General features: G+C 42.5%; 15 protein-coding genes. 3 read left to right on the top strand and 12 right to left on the bottom strand.

All coding sequences use genetic code 11. The features are described 5' to 3' along the window. Positions 1-4: 4 nt before the first annotated feature. The 9 genes from RLN88_RS04040 to RLN88_RS04000 all read right to left on the bottom strand — a co-directional run bounded on the left by RLN88_RS04040 (position 5) and on the right by RLN88_RS04000 (position 8626). Positions 5-730 (bottom strand): phenylalanine 4-monooxygenase, encoded by a 726-nt coding sequence (locus RLN88_RS04040; protein WP_350220100.1) that lies wholly within the window; start codon positions 728-730, stop codon positions 5-7. A gap of 2 nt (positions 731-732) precedes the next feature. Next, on the bottom strand, positions 733-1740 hold the full coding sequence (locus RLN88_RS04035; protein ID WP_350220099.1) for a bifunctional 3-deoxy-7-phosphoheptulonate synthase/chorismate mutase: 1008 nt from the start codon (positions 1738-1740) through the stop codon (positions 733-735). A gap of 95 nt (positions 1741-1835) precedes the next feature. Further along, positions 1836-2603 carry a tryptophan synthase subunit alpha gene (trpA, locus tag RLN88_RS04030; RefSeq protein WP_350220098.1) on the bottom strand — a complete coding sequence of 256 codons (768 nt, stop codon included), beginning with the start codon at positions 2601-2603 and terminating at the stop codon, positions 1836-1838. A 19-nt stretch (positions 2604-2622) separates the two neighbouring features. Continuing rightward, entirely contained in the window at positions 2623-3807 is a 1185-nt protein-coding gene (trpB, locus tag RLN88_RS04025) for a tryptophan synthase subunit beta (RefSeq protein ID WP_350220097.1), read from the bottom strand. Then, entirely contained in the window at positions 3804-4829 is a 1026-nt protein-coding gene (gene trpF / locus RLN88_RS04020; protein WP_350220096.1) for a phosphoribosylanthranilate isomerase, read from the bottom strand. Before trpF ends, trpB begins: the two co-directional genes overlap by 4 nt. Positions 4830-4852: 23 nt before the next feature. Further along, positions 4853-5680 carry an indole-3-glycerol phosphate synthase TrpC gene (trpC, locus tag RLN88_RS04015; RefSeq protein ID WP_350220095.1) on the bottom strand — a complete coding sequence of 276 codons (828 nt, stop codon included), beginning with the start codon at positions 5678-5680 and terminating at the stop codon, positions 4853-4855. Next, entirely contained in the window at positions 5680-6672 is a 993-nt protein-coding gene (trpD, locus tag RLN88_RS04010; RefSeq protein ID WP_350220094.1) for an anthranilate phosphoribosyltransferase, read from the bottom strand. The genes trpC and trpD overlap by 1 nt, the downstream gene beginning before the upstream one ends. Continuing rightward, positions 6669-7241, bottom strand: coding sequence for an anthranilate synthase component II (locus RLN88_RS04005; protein ID WP_350220093.1), 573 nt, complete (start codon positions 7239-7241; stop codon positions 6669-6671). Before RLN88_RS04005 ends, trpD begins: the two co-directional genes overlap by 4 nt. Next, on the bottom strand, positions 7238-8626 hold the full coding sequence (locus tag RLN88_RS04000) for an anthranilate synthase component I family protein (RefSeq protein WP_350220092.1): 1389 nt from the start codon (positions 8624-8626) through the stop codon (positions 7238-7240). The genes RLN88_RS04005 and RLN88_RS04000 overlap by 4 nt, the downstream gene beginning before the upstream one ends. Positions 8627-8872: 246 nt before the next feature. Between RLN88_RS04000 and RLN88_RS03995 the strand changes: the two genes are divergently transcribed. Beyond that, positions 8873-9289: a tellurite resistance TerB family protein gene (locus tag RLN88_RS03995; protein WP_350220091.1), complete on the top strand. Its 417-nt coding sequence runs from the start codon at positions 8873-8875 to the stop codon at positions 9287-9289. A gap of 2 nt (positions 9290-9291) precedes the next feature. Here RLN88_RS03995 and RLN88_RS03990 read toward each other — a convergent pair whose 3' ends face one another. From RLN88_RS03990 to RLN88_RS03980, 3 genes are read right to left on the bottom strand one after another with little or no spacing between them, the layout of a single operon-like run. Continuing rightward, positions 9292-10365 carry an alkane 1-monooxygenase gene (locus RLN88_RS03990; protein ID WP_350220090.1) on the bottom strand — a complete coding sequence of 358 codons (1074 nt, stop codon included), beginning with the start codon at positions 10363-10365 and terminating at the stop codon, positions 9292-9294. Next, positions 10355-11041: a porin family protein gene (locus RLN88_RS03985; protein WP_350220089.1), complete on the bottom strand. Its 687-nt coding sequence runs from the start codon at positions 11039-11041 to the stop codon at positions 10355-10357. The genes RLN88_RS03990 and RLN88_RS03985 overlap by 11 nt, the downstream gene beginning before the upstream one ends. Positions 11042-11044: 3 nt before the next feature. Next, the gene (locus tag RLN88_RS03980) at positions 11045-11173 is read right to left on the bottom strand and encodes a 30S ribosomal protein THX (RefSeq protein ID WP_350220088.1); all 129 of its coding nucleotides are present in this window, start codon (positions 11171-11173) and stop codon (positions 11045-11047) included. Between the two features lie 82 nt (positions 11174-11255). Here RLN88_RS03980 and RLN88_RS03975 point away from each other — a divergent pair, with 82 nt between their 5' ends. Further along, positions 11256-12497 (top strand): DUF819 family protein, encoded by a 1242-nt coding sequence (locus RLN88_RS03975; protein ID WP_350220087.1) that lies wholly within the window; start codon positions 11256-11258, stop codon positions 12495-12497. Further along, positions 12464-12967, top strand: a 504-nt coding sequence (locus RLN88_RS03970) for an alpha/beta hydrolase (RefSeq protein ID WP_350220086.1), incomplete at its 3' end; no start/stop codon positions are given. The genes RLN88_RS03975 and RLN88_RS03970, both read left to right, overlap by 34 nt.

Below are 12967 nucleotides of genomic sequence, written 5' to 3'. Positions count from 1 at the left end.
TCCATTAAGCAACCACCTTCAGCTTTTCAGCCATCAGCTCCCTAATCTCTGGTATGGAATTGTACAGCTGCTCGTAAGATTCCGTGATGAAATACTCGGTTTGAAATACATCTTTTCGGTAGGCCGTATCCAGCATGTGATCGATACTAAAAGCATGCTTAGGCGGCTCCTCACTTAGTGAGAACTTGGTTTCACCGGCAGAAGAGAGTATCCCGGCTCCATATATCCTTAAACCAGCTGGATCCTGAATCAAACCAAACTCCACTGTAAACCAGTAAACACGTGACAAGAGCTGAATGGCATAGTCATTTCCAACATATTCCAAACCGATCTTACTCAACTCTTCCAAAAAATTCACAAAATGCTGATTGGTCAAGAGCGGAACATGAGCAAACACATCGTGAAACATGTCCGGTTCTTCCAGATAATCCAATTCTTTCATTTTCCTCAGCCAGGTAGTGGCAGGAAAGCGACGATTGGCCATCAGTTCAAAAAAAGTATAATCGGGCACAATACCCGGAACTACAGCCAACTGCCAACCAGTCGTTTCCCTCAGGATCTGATTCGTTTCCTTAAAGTCAGGGATAATACCGGATTCAAATTTGGCAATCTTCAATCCTTCACGATAGGCTTCACAAGCATGAGTGGGAAATTGTTTCATTTGGCGATCAAATAAGATCTTCCAAACCTCAAAGTCTTCCGTCGTGTAGTTTTCGTAAATCTGTCTCATACTTAATTGGCTATCATACTACTTAATATTCTTAATTTTTCTATCAAACTGGATGCTTCATTGTAATCCAGCGTTTGCTGTCCATCCGAGAAGGCCTCCTCCGGTCTGCAGTGTGTCTCAAAGATCACACCATCGGCCCCAGCCACTGTGGCAGCCATCGCCAAAGGCCCTACATGATCCCGGATACCAATTCCGTGTGATGGATCCGCTATTACAGGAAGATGTGATTTCTCTTTCAGAATCGGAATGGCATTGATATCGAAGGTGTTTCGAGAAGCTTTTTCGTAGGTTCTGATGCCTCGCTCGCAAAGGAGTAAGCGCTCATTTCCTCCGGAAAAAATATACTCCGCACTATGAAGAAGTTCATCAATTGTGCCGGAGATGCCTCGTTTCAGCAGCACGGGCTTATCCACTTTTCCCAGCTCATCAAGCAGGTTGTAATTCTGTGTATTTCGGGCGCCAACCTGAAAAATATCTACATAGTCGTGCATCTCTTCGATTTGAGATACCTGCATGACTTCAGAAATGATTTTAATTCCATTTTCCCGAGCCAGCTTATGCCACATCTTAAGCCCTTCTATCCCTAAACCTCGGAAGGAATAGGGTGAACTTCTTGGCTTATACACTCCCCCCCGCATAATCCTGATATCATTCGTTTTGAGAAAGTTGATAGTATCCTTTATGTTCTCTTCTCCCTCAATACTGCAAGGTCCGGCCATCAATGAAAAATGCCCTCCGCCAATTTTCACATTATCACCCAGATCAATGATGGTGGGATTCACCTTCCATTTAGTGGAAACCAGTTTGTAGTCATCAGAAACTACATGGATATCTTTAATACCCTTGAGGTGGCCGATTTTTCGAATATCAAACTGCTTTTTACCTGTTCCAATTAAGTAACTCCCGTACTGTGTTTGCACATGCGTGGTTTTGTATTTCAATACATGAAGTTCTCTTTCCACAGAATTCAGCACTTCTCCATTTACTCCTTTTTCTAATTGTATGATCATATATTTTATCAGTCAGCCCATTAAACATCTCCCTCCTATCGCCCTCTGCCATCTCACCCCCGAAACGTCGGATCGCCTTCAAAGGGGGAATTGTTTTACATTTTTATATTTTTAACAAAACCAGTTATTGCTTTTTTTGATGAATCCTCATTTAGCTGCTTGATGAAGGCACTGCCAATAATTGCCCCGTTGGCATACTCACAAGCTGTCTCAAATGTCTCCTTGTCAGAAATGCCAAACCCGATCAATTGTGGGTTTTTTAACTTCATTGATTTGATTCGCTGATAGTATGCCAGTTGTCCTGCCTGTAAACCTTGCTTGGCTCCCGTTATACTGGATGATGACACCACATATATAAAGCCTCCGGAGTATTCATCAATCTGTTTGATTCGTTCCTCTGAGGTATTTGGGCTAATGAGAAATATGTTATGAATTCCTTTTGCCTGAAATTGATCCCTGTAGAGCTCCAGATATTCTTGCATTGGTAAATCAGGAATAATAACTCCATCAACACCCGTCTCGGCACAGGCATCACAAAATCGCTCCATCCCATACTGTAAGATTGGATTGACATACCCCATAAGTAATACCGGAATCGAAACGTGTTCTCGTAAAGAACTCAACTGCTCTAAAAGTAACTTGATCGTCATTCCATTTTCGAGGGCCTTCTGAGAGCTGTTTTGAATAGTGGTTCCATCAGCAACCGGGTCGGAAAAAGGCATACCGATTTCCAGCATGTCAGCACCGGCCTCTTCCAGCGATTTGGCAATATGTAGCGTGTCATCAAGGTTTGGAAACCCTGCTGTGAAATAGACATTCAGAATATTTGGTTTCTCCTGAAATGCCTGATCAATTCGATTCATGACTAATTGATTACTCATTCTAGTACTTCCCCCATTTGATGTAAGTCTCTAAATCCTTATCTCCCCTGCCAGACAAATTCACAACCACCACTTCGTCCTTACCAAATTGCCTGTTTCCAAAAACAGCCAGCGCATGTGCAGATTCAATGGCCGGAATGATTCCTTCGAGCTTGCTCAATTCCACTCCCGCAATCATCGCTTCTTCGTCAGTAATGCTGTAAAATTCAGCTCGACCAGCGTCGAAAAGATGCGCGTGAATGGGTCCAATGCCAGGATAATCCAACCCTGCAGAAATACTGTATGGCTCTACTACCTGCCCATCCTCTGTTTGCATGAGCATTGTCTTGCTCCCATGAAGCACACCCGATTTACCGAGTGTTGTTGTAGCAGCCGACTTTCCGGAGGTAACTCCCAGTCCTGCTGCTTCAGCAGCAATCAAATTGACTGATTCATCATCCAGAAAGTGATAGAAAGCCCCGGCAGCATTACTACCTCCACCTACACAAGCAATCACATGATTAGGAGCGTTTTTACCTTCAACCTCCTGCAACTGCTGCTGTATCTCCATGCTGATCACAGATTGGAACCTTGCAACCATGTCAGGGTATGGATGAGGTCCAACTACGGAACCAATAATATAGTGCGTGTCATTGGGATTATTGATCCAGTGACGCATCGCTTCATTGGTCGCGTCTTTCAGTGTTTTGCTACCGGATGTGGCAGGCCGAACTTCACCACCCAGAATCTTCATCCGTTCCACATTGGGCTTTTGTCTGGCCATATCGATCTCTCCCATGTATACAACACATTCCATTCCCATCAGCGCACAAACGGTAGCTGTTGCCACTCCATGCTGGCCAGCTCCAGTCTCAGCAATAATCTTTGATTTACCCAATCGTTTTGCCAGCAATATTTGACCAATTGTATTATTCACTTTGTGCGCTCCGGTATGGCAAAGGTCCTCTCGCTTTAGATAGATTTTTGTCTTGTATTTCTCAGACAATCGCGAGGCAAAAAAGAGTGGCGTTGGTCGCCCAACATATGTCTTTAGTAAATAGTCAAACTCATTTTTAAAGTCTTTTGAATCAATGATGTCCAAATATTTCTGCCTTAACTCCTCCACGTTTGGATAGAGCATTTCAGGTATATATGCCCCACCAAATTTTCCATAGTACCCTCTTTCGTCTACGTCAAACTTTCTCATAAAACAGATTTCAGTTCTCTTAACATATCCAGATTCTTCTTCGCAGGCTCTAGTTCAAATCGGCTGTTCACATCAATTCCCACTAGTTGCTTCACCTCCATAGCTTTGATCTTATCAATATCTTCCAGTTGCACGCCCCCACTTAGTAGAAAGGGTGTTTCCAGATTATAGTTCTTTAGAATGTTCCAATCAAAATGACGACCCGATCCTCCGTAGTTCATGGAAGCCGTATCAAATAGGAAATAATCAGCTATACCCTGGTATTGCTTTGCAACGAAAGGAATCGTATCCATTACCCGGAACACCTTGATGATTTTCAGCCCTTTCTCCTTCAGCTTTTTTGCAAATGCTAAATCCTCATCTCCATGCAACTGTATGTACTCCAGACCATATCGATTGGATAGCTCTACGATTCGATTTAAGGATTCATTGACAAATACGCCCACTTTATGAATGCTTATTGGAATTCGCATAATAAAATCATCATCCATATCATCTACATACCTGGGGGATTTAGGATAAAATATAAATCCTATAAAATCCGGCTTGATATCTATTAACCCCCTGATATTATCAGGGTCCCGCATGCCACATACTTTTAGTTTTAGGTTTTTTAACTCTCCCCTGAATTCTTCGAATTCTTTCCCCTCTCTTTCAAGAGAGGGGTTAGGGGTGAGTTGAGCCACAAGTCTTTCATCCACGCTCATCCAATCATTTAGGATTTCTTCATTTTTAAAACGAAGCACTTGATAACCTAAATCAAAAAGAATGTCCTCTCTGATTTTATCATACTCTACTTGCTGTGTATGAATTCCTCCATCGATCTCAACGATTAGTTTATGTTCATGACAGTAGAAATCAGCAATGAAATAGGACCTATCCTCATGCTCGATTATGAATTGGCGGTTGAACTTTAATCCCATGAACTTCCGATTTCTAACATTCGCCCAAAAAATCTTCTCAGCGGGTGTTTGATTCTTTCGTAGGGATCTTGCATACTCTAATGTCTGCGAATATTTCATAAGCATCAGATTTGTTATAATTCTTAATTATTCCCCTCTCTTGGAAGAGAGGGGTTAGGGGTGAGTTGATTTAAACTTCTAATAAACTCCTTAGCTGCTTTTTCCGGCCGGCTGATTTGCATAAATGTCTCTCCAATTAAAAACCCCTGGTAACCATACATTTTTAGATCCTTTATTGTAGCAGGATTAGCGATTCCACTTTCCGAGACCTTAACAAAATCCGAAGGAATCATTGAGGCTAAATCCCTTGATACCCGCACATCAGTTTCAAATGTTTTCAGGTTTCTATTATTGACTCCTATTAGATCCACTTTATCAGTAATACTCCCTTCAAGCTCGCCCTGATTATGCACCTCCAGCAGCACTTCCATACCTAAACTCTGAGCGAGTGAACCTAACTTTTCAATTTCACTTTTATTCAATACTGCTGCTATCAAAAGGATTACATCCGCACCTAATGATTTCGCTTCGATGACTTGATATTCATCGATCATAAAATCTTTACGAAGAATGGGACAGAAATTAAAGGAACGAGCCACTTTCAGATCTTCCGGATCGCCTCCGAAATACTTCTTGTCTGTCAAAACAGATAGTCCGGATGCTCCCGCCTGCATATATCCTATTGATGTTCTCTCCACTGATACATGCTTATTCATCTCACCTTTAGAGGGCGATTTTCGCTTAATCTCAGCGATAACCCCAGACTTGTCTTCGCGTTTCAGATATTTCTTCAATGAAACCGGTTGCCCCTCAAAGAAGATGCTTTTCTCGAGTAGTTTGGTTGGATAAAGCTCTTTACAGGATGCAACTTCCTTTCGCTTGTTGGCTACTATTTCTGATAAGATGTCCATTAATTATTGATGCTTAAAAAGTTCTTAAATGATTGAAGTGCTTTACCACTATTTAGCGATTCCCTGGCCTCCTCGATACCCTCCAGTATGGGAGTTTGGTTCGTTGTGGCTATGGCCAAACCCGCATTAGCAAGAACCGCATGATTTTGAGCTTCAGTCCCCTCACCTCCCAGGATTTTATTGAAAATGTCTGCCGCTTCTTTAATGATCTCTCCTCCGTGAAGTTCTTCTTGAACCAACAGGTCAAACCCTATATTATTCGGAGAGACAAGCTCCTCAGATCGATTTGAAATCAACTTGAAGTCACTGGTTAGTGACACTTCATCATATCCATCCAAAGAATGGACGATTGAAAAATGTTTGTCCGTATTTTGATACAGGTAGCCATATAGACGAGCCAACTCCAGGCTAAAAACACCAACCAATTGATTGGGTGGAAACGCCGGGTTTACCATTGGTCCCAGCATATTGAAGAACGTTTTCACTCCCAGTTCTTTACGAATTGGCGCCACGTTTTTCATGGCAGGATGAAACAATGGCGCATGCATAAAACAGATCCCGGAAGCATCAATTGAACGCTTCATCTTGTCGGCATCTCCTGAAAATTTTACACCCAGGTATTCCAGCACATTGGACGAACCGCTAACTGATGAAACCCCATAATTTCCATGTTTAGCGACATACACTCCGGCTCCAGCTACAACAAATGAGGATATCGTTGAGATATTAAAGGTGTTTTTTCCATCGCCACCTGTTCCACAAACATCGATCGTATTATAACCCTCCAGGTTTACTGGATTACATAGCTCCAGCATGGCGTCCCTAAAGCCTTCTAGCTCCTGAACCCGAATGGCTCGCATCAGGTAGACGGTCAGAAAAGACGCAATTTGACTGTTGTTGTATTGGCCCGTTGCAAGCCCGGTTAATACCTCTTTAGCCTCCTCTCGCGAGAGCGTCTGGTTATTTATCAGTCTATCTAAAATTTCCTTCATAGCTCTAACCAGTTTTTCATCAGCTGTTTTCCGTGCTCAGTCATGATCGATTCCGGATGAAACTGAACTCCTCTAACATTGAATTCTCGGTGCTTTATTGACATAATGTTTCCATTCTCTGCTACGCTTGTTACCTCAAAGGATTCAGGCAAACTTCCTTTTTCAATTACCCATGAATGATACCGGCACACATTAAACTTTGAGGGCAAACCGTTAAATAGCTCATCTTCACCAATAATCTCAATCGGTGTGACCATGCCATGAAAAACATGTGGAAGGTTTAGCAACTTTGCCCCAAACACCTCAGCTATCCCCTGATGGCCTAAGCATACGCCAAGAATATTTTTTGTAGGCGTGTATCGCTCTATTACCTGAGGCATTAAGCCTGCATCCTTTGGAAGTCCAGGACCCGGAGAAAGTAGGATAAAATCAAACGCTTCAACTTCATCTAATTCAAACCCATCGTTCCTAACTACTCGCATCGCGTCTTCTACTCCGAACTCCCGAAGGATATGCACCAGGTTATAGGTGAAAGAATCATAATTATCAATTACAAGTATCCTTTTCATAATCCTTCTGCCTCCCTTATTGCGTGCTCTAATGCACTCACTTTATTAAATACTTCCTGAAGTTCGTTTTCTGGTTTAGACTGTGCTACCACCCCTGCGCCGGCTTGAAACTTCAGAACATTGTTTTTACTTTGAAAGCTACGGATCATAATAGCGTGGTTGAAGTTGCCTTCAAAGTCCATAAAACCTACCGCTCCACCGTAGAATCCACGAGGTGTTCTCTCATTTTCCTCGATAATTTCCATCGCTCTGATTTTAGGCGCCCCGGAGAGCGTGCCTGCGGGAAAAGTTTCAGCCACAATATCCATGAAAGAAGAGCCCTTCTTTACCTGCCCTGTGACTTTAGAAACAAGGTGAATCACATGTGAGTAGTATTGCACCTCTTTATATGTTTCCACCTTCACATTATCACAACTTCTGCTTAGATCATTCCTTGCTAAATCCACCAACATCACATGCTCTGAATCCTCTTTGGGATCTTCCATCAGTTTGGCCGCCAGCTCTGAGTCTGCTTTATCATTACCTGTGCGACGAAATGTTCCGGCTATCGGATGAATCTCTGCTTTCCCGTTTTTCAATACGATCTGGGCTTCTGGAGAAGATCCAAAAATGCGAAAGCTGCCATAATCAAAATAAAATAGATACGGTGATGGATTCACAGATCTTAATGCCCTGTACACTTGAAAATCATCGCCTTGAAACGTGATTTGGAAATTTCGGGATAGCACCACCTGGAATACATCTCCGACATGGCAGTGATGTATACCTTTCTTCACCATCTCAAGGTATTCTTCGTCTGTTTTGTTGCACGTTTTTTCACCAGTGGTTTTAAAAGGGTATCCCGGAATATTGCGTTGCTGAATGAGCGAGGTAACCTCTTCAAATAATGGATCATCCGGTTCATCCACGTATGCCTCTATGATGTGACACTCATTCTTGAAATGATCCAATGCTATAATGAACTGAAACAAGTGATATTGGGCAAGTGGAATCGTCTTGTCTTTATTCTTGAGGATCAAATCTCCAAACTCAGCTTTGGCATCATAGCTGAAGTAGCCAAAAAGCCCTGACCTGATAAATCCTTCTGATTTTTCCGACTCAAATGAAGAGGTGAAACGTTCAATTTCCCTGTCTAAATTTTTCAATGGGTACTTCCTAGCCGTTTCTCCCGGAAATTTCTGCTCCATTGATTCCCCGTTCGCTTTGATATAAGCCAGCGGAGAACAGCAGATGTAGGAGAAGCTATTCTCTCCTCCGTGATAGTCTGAACTCTCCAACAAAAATGAATTGGCAAACCTGTCCCGTAGCTTCAAATAGATGCTAACCGGCGTGATTGTATCCGCCAAAATCGTCCGTTCCCGTGTCTTAATACATATTTTACTCATGGCCATAAACAAAAAAAACCCTGACGATAACTGTCAGGGTTTATATATTTTTAAACACAGCAGTGGCTCGTCAACAATCAGGATTGTCGATATGCCACCACCAATATGTTTTTACTGTCATCATTAGAATTGCTAAGCTAATTGCATTTCATTTTAAAAAACAAGCGATCTTTAAAATTGTTGTTTTTTTTATAACCGGCACTCAAAGGCATATACCTATTAAGGTTTTTAACTTAAATTTCCGTCATGTTATCGCACGAAGAACAAATAAGTATTTTGGCTCACCTGTCCAAAGCCGATAATGTAGTGGCTGAAGAAGAATACAGGTTAATCATGTTCATTGCTGATGGGCTTGGGATCTCTGAGGAGAAAACCGCTGAGTTGGTCAATAAACCACGGCCTATTCCTAACCTTAAAGACCTTCCGCCAGACGAGAAGTTCAATTACTTGTTTAACATCATCCGAATGATGAAAGCGGATGGAAAGGTGCACTCTAATGAGATCAGGTTTTGTGAAAAACTGGCGATGAATCTAGGCTACAAGCCAGGTGTTATCGCTGATTTGTCAGCTTATATCTACAAAGATCCCAGTATTAATTCTAACAAGAATTTTCTTAGATCAATTGCTGATCAGCACCTGATTCCAATGGATGAAAGGGATTAGGCTTATGCCGCCTTCCCTATTTCTACTTCCTTCATCTTCCTGATCCTTGGATTCATTATGGAAAACCAAATGGGTGGGATGGTTGCCAGAATCATCATGCCGGGATATCCCGTTGGCATTTGCGGACTATCATCAATGTGACGGAGGATTTGATATTTTCTACTGGCTATATAATGATGGTCTGAATGCCTGGAAAGCTCAAATAAAATAATTCTCCCCAGTTTATGATCCGAATTCCACGAATGATAAGGCATTACCCGCTCATACACATCCCCCTTCTTGTCTCTCTCCAAGCCATAGTGCTCAATGTAATTAACCGTTTCTAACAGCAGGAAGCCTATCACGGCAGCAATGATGAAATAGCCCATCACTATCCAGCCAAATGTGAGTCCGATCGCAAGCGTGAATACTATCTGAATGATCTGAAATCGGAGCATCTCATTATGAACGGAAAATGGTGATTTACCCAATTTTCTTAATCTCTTGCTTTCCAGCTTCCACGCAGATAAATAGGCAAAAACTACCGAACGAACCCAGAATGAATATAACATCTCACCATACCTGGCAGAGGATGGATCTTCTTTCGTACTTACATTCTTATGATGTCCCCGGTTGTGCTCGATGAAAAAGTGCATGTAAAGAGATGTAAGCAACAATGCTTTAGCCATGAGCTGCTCATGCCATTTTTTCCTGTGTCCCAACTCATGCGCTACATTGATCCCAATGACCCCACACATCAATCCCATTCCGGATATTCGACCAATTTTATCTACCAGGGTCAGGTTGGTCTCTGTCATGGAAAACAGAAATACGCCTAGGAGAAAAAACTGGATTGGCACCATGATATATAGCTGCCAGTCATAGATTGGATCATCCTTTCGCAATTCCTCTTTTTCGGGAGTAAGATTTCTGGCATCAGGTGTATAGGCCAGTTCCAGAAGGGGAATAATGGCAAAAGACTCAATCAAAGGCAGATACGTAAGCCAGCCACGTGAATTAAAGCTGATCCACGCCAGCAGCGGCAAGACCAGCACATTCATATATTTGAGTGCGTTAAGCTTCTTTCTATTCATCATTTTTAGTTCCTCCAATTGAAATCATATACCCCACGGTGAAGCCTGCCATCCAATGATTGGAGAGATCGGGGGTCTCAGTTGTCAAATCTCCAGGGTCAATAAAATTACTGAAACTGTAGCTAAAAAAACCTTCCAATTCAAAAGTGCCAATTGACAAATCACGAAAAATTCCTCCCCCTAATCTCGCCCCATAACCTACCTTCCTATCCCTGTCAGAATCATAGGTATAGAAGTCTGCTCCTCCCAGGTTATTTGTTCCGGGATCCTGATCCAAATCTGTGCTTACCAAAAACTCCGTGTAAAATCCTCCGGAAATGAAGTATTTATTCTTACCTCCAAAGTATCCAAAACCCTCCAATGGTATTTCGATGTAATTCATCCTTGCGGTGTAAGTAGGCTGACTGGTAAGGAACGTTTGCCTCCATCCCTTTTGAACGTAATTAACACCAAACTGAAACCCGGAATTCAAAAAGGACTTGCCGGGCTCTGGAAGAAACTTCACAAAAACACCCCCATTTAACCCGGGTAAAAAGGAGGTGGTCATGTTGATGTTGAAAATTGTATGCTCAATGAATGCCGTAGAAGCCTGGCCTCCTGCCTTAATCCCCACATACGTCCTTTGAGCAGCAGCAGTATTGAATACTAATACAGCACAGACTAGCCATACATACCTCATTGACTATTTCTTTTTAGGTAACCTTTTGGCTGGTCGATCCGCCAATTTCTTATTTGTGCCTCTGGGTCTGGTGACTCCATAAGTACCTTTAGAAATCTTGCCTTTTCTGGTTTTTTTATCTCCTTTTCCCATTTTCAATGAATTTCTTCAAAAATAAATGAATCATGGTTAAGCTCAAGGATAATGCTTATCCTTGAAGCCAAATTAAAGCAACATGGATCAACCTTTAATCACAAATGATGCCGTGATTTTCGGCATGTTAATGCTAATGTTGGGAGCGGTTTTCTACACCTCATCGCTGGATCATCCTTTTTGGAAAAAACTCTACACATACGTTCCTGCATTACTTGTATGCTATTTTCTTCCATCCTTAATGAAAGCCATAGGCCTGATCGACCCATCAAAATCCAACCTTTACTTTGTCTCTTCCAGGTATTTATTACCTGCTAGTTTGGTCCTACTTACTATAAGTGTTGACCTCAAAGAAATTGCCAAACTGGGATCAAAAGCGGTGATCATGTTTCTGACGGGAACCGTTGGCATCATGATAGGTGGACCCCTCACAATCCTTATTTTTTCGCAAATAGCTCCTGATTTGGTGGGTGGTGTGGCGCCCAATGAAGTATGGCGTGGCATGACCACCATTGCCGGATCATGGATTGGTGGAGGTGCCAATCAGGCTACCATGAAGGAGGTCTTTGAAGTGAGTGATGAGCTATTTTCCACTATGGTGACAGTGGATATCATTGTAGGAAATGCCTGGTTAGGTATATTAATTGCCGGGGTGGCAGTCACCAAACTTATTGACCGAAAGCTAAAGGCGGATTCCTCTGCCATTGAGTCTTTGAAGACAAAAATGGAGGATTATCAAGCCAGTGTCGCCCGAATCCCAAACCTAACAGACCTGATGAAGGTGTTAATGATTGGTTTCGCCTGCACAGGATTTGCCCACTTCTGCTCAGATATGATCGTCCCTTACCTGGAGCAATTTCCTGCATTGGAACAGTACAGTCTAACATCCGGATTCTTCTGGCTTGTAGTCATTGCAACTACACTTGGGGTGATTCTTTCTTTCACAAAAGCTCGGGAACTGGAAGGTGTGGGTGCATCGAGAATAGGGCGGGCGTTCATTTACATCCTTATTGCAACTATTGGGATGAACATGGACATACTTGCCATATTTTCAAATCCAGGATATTTTTTCCTTGGAATCACGTGGATTCTATTTCATGTGCTACTGTTAGCAATTGTAGCCAAGCTAATTAAAGCTCCATATTTTTTCATAGCCGTTGGTAGCACAGCCAATGTGGGTGGAGCTGCTTCAGCACCAATCATTGCCTCGGAGTTTCATCCGTCACTAGCGCCCGTGGGTGTTTTGATGGCAGTGCTGGGATATGTGCTGGGTACCTATGGAGCCTACTTATGTGGATTGATGATGCAGGCAGTGGCGGGATGAGCAAGCAGCATCACATCGATATATCCGTAAAGGCGTCTTATCATACACTGAACGATTTGACTGAAAAGACCGAAAAGGTTTGGCTCGTTTTTCATGGGTACGGACAATTGGCTGAATATTTTATTAAAAAATTTGATGGGCTTGACCCTGAAAAAAACTTCATCATCGCTCCACAAGGTCTGTCAAAGTACTACCTGGATGGGGTGACCGGACGTGTAGGAGCGAGCTGGATGACCAAAGAAGATCGATTAACTGAAATAGAAAATCAGTATTCATACATAGATGGAATGCTAAAAGAAGTCGGGGATATTTCGGATAAACAACTGATTTACTTTGGGTTTTCCCAGGGCACAGCTACCATGGGCAGGTATGCAGCTCATGCCAAAATCCCATTCCAAAAGATGATCATCTGGGCAGGAACCTTCCCTCCTGATACCAATCCTGATGACTGGAAATACCTGACAGGAAAA

The organism is Ekhidna sp. (genome assembly GCF_040223195.1).
Classification (GTDB): Bacteria; Bacteroidota; Bacteroidia; order Cytophagales; family Cyclobacteriaceae; genus Ekhidna.
Note: the sequence above shows the minus strand (reverse complement) of the source record. Positions and strands in the feature narration are given on the sequence as shown.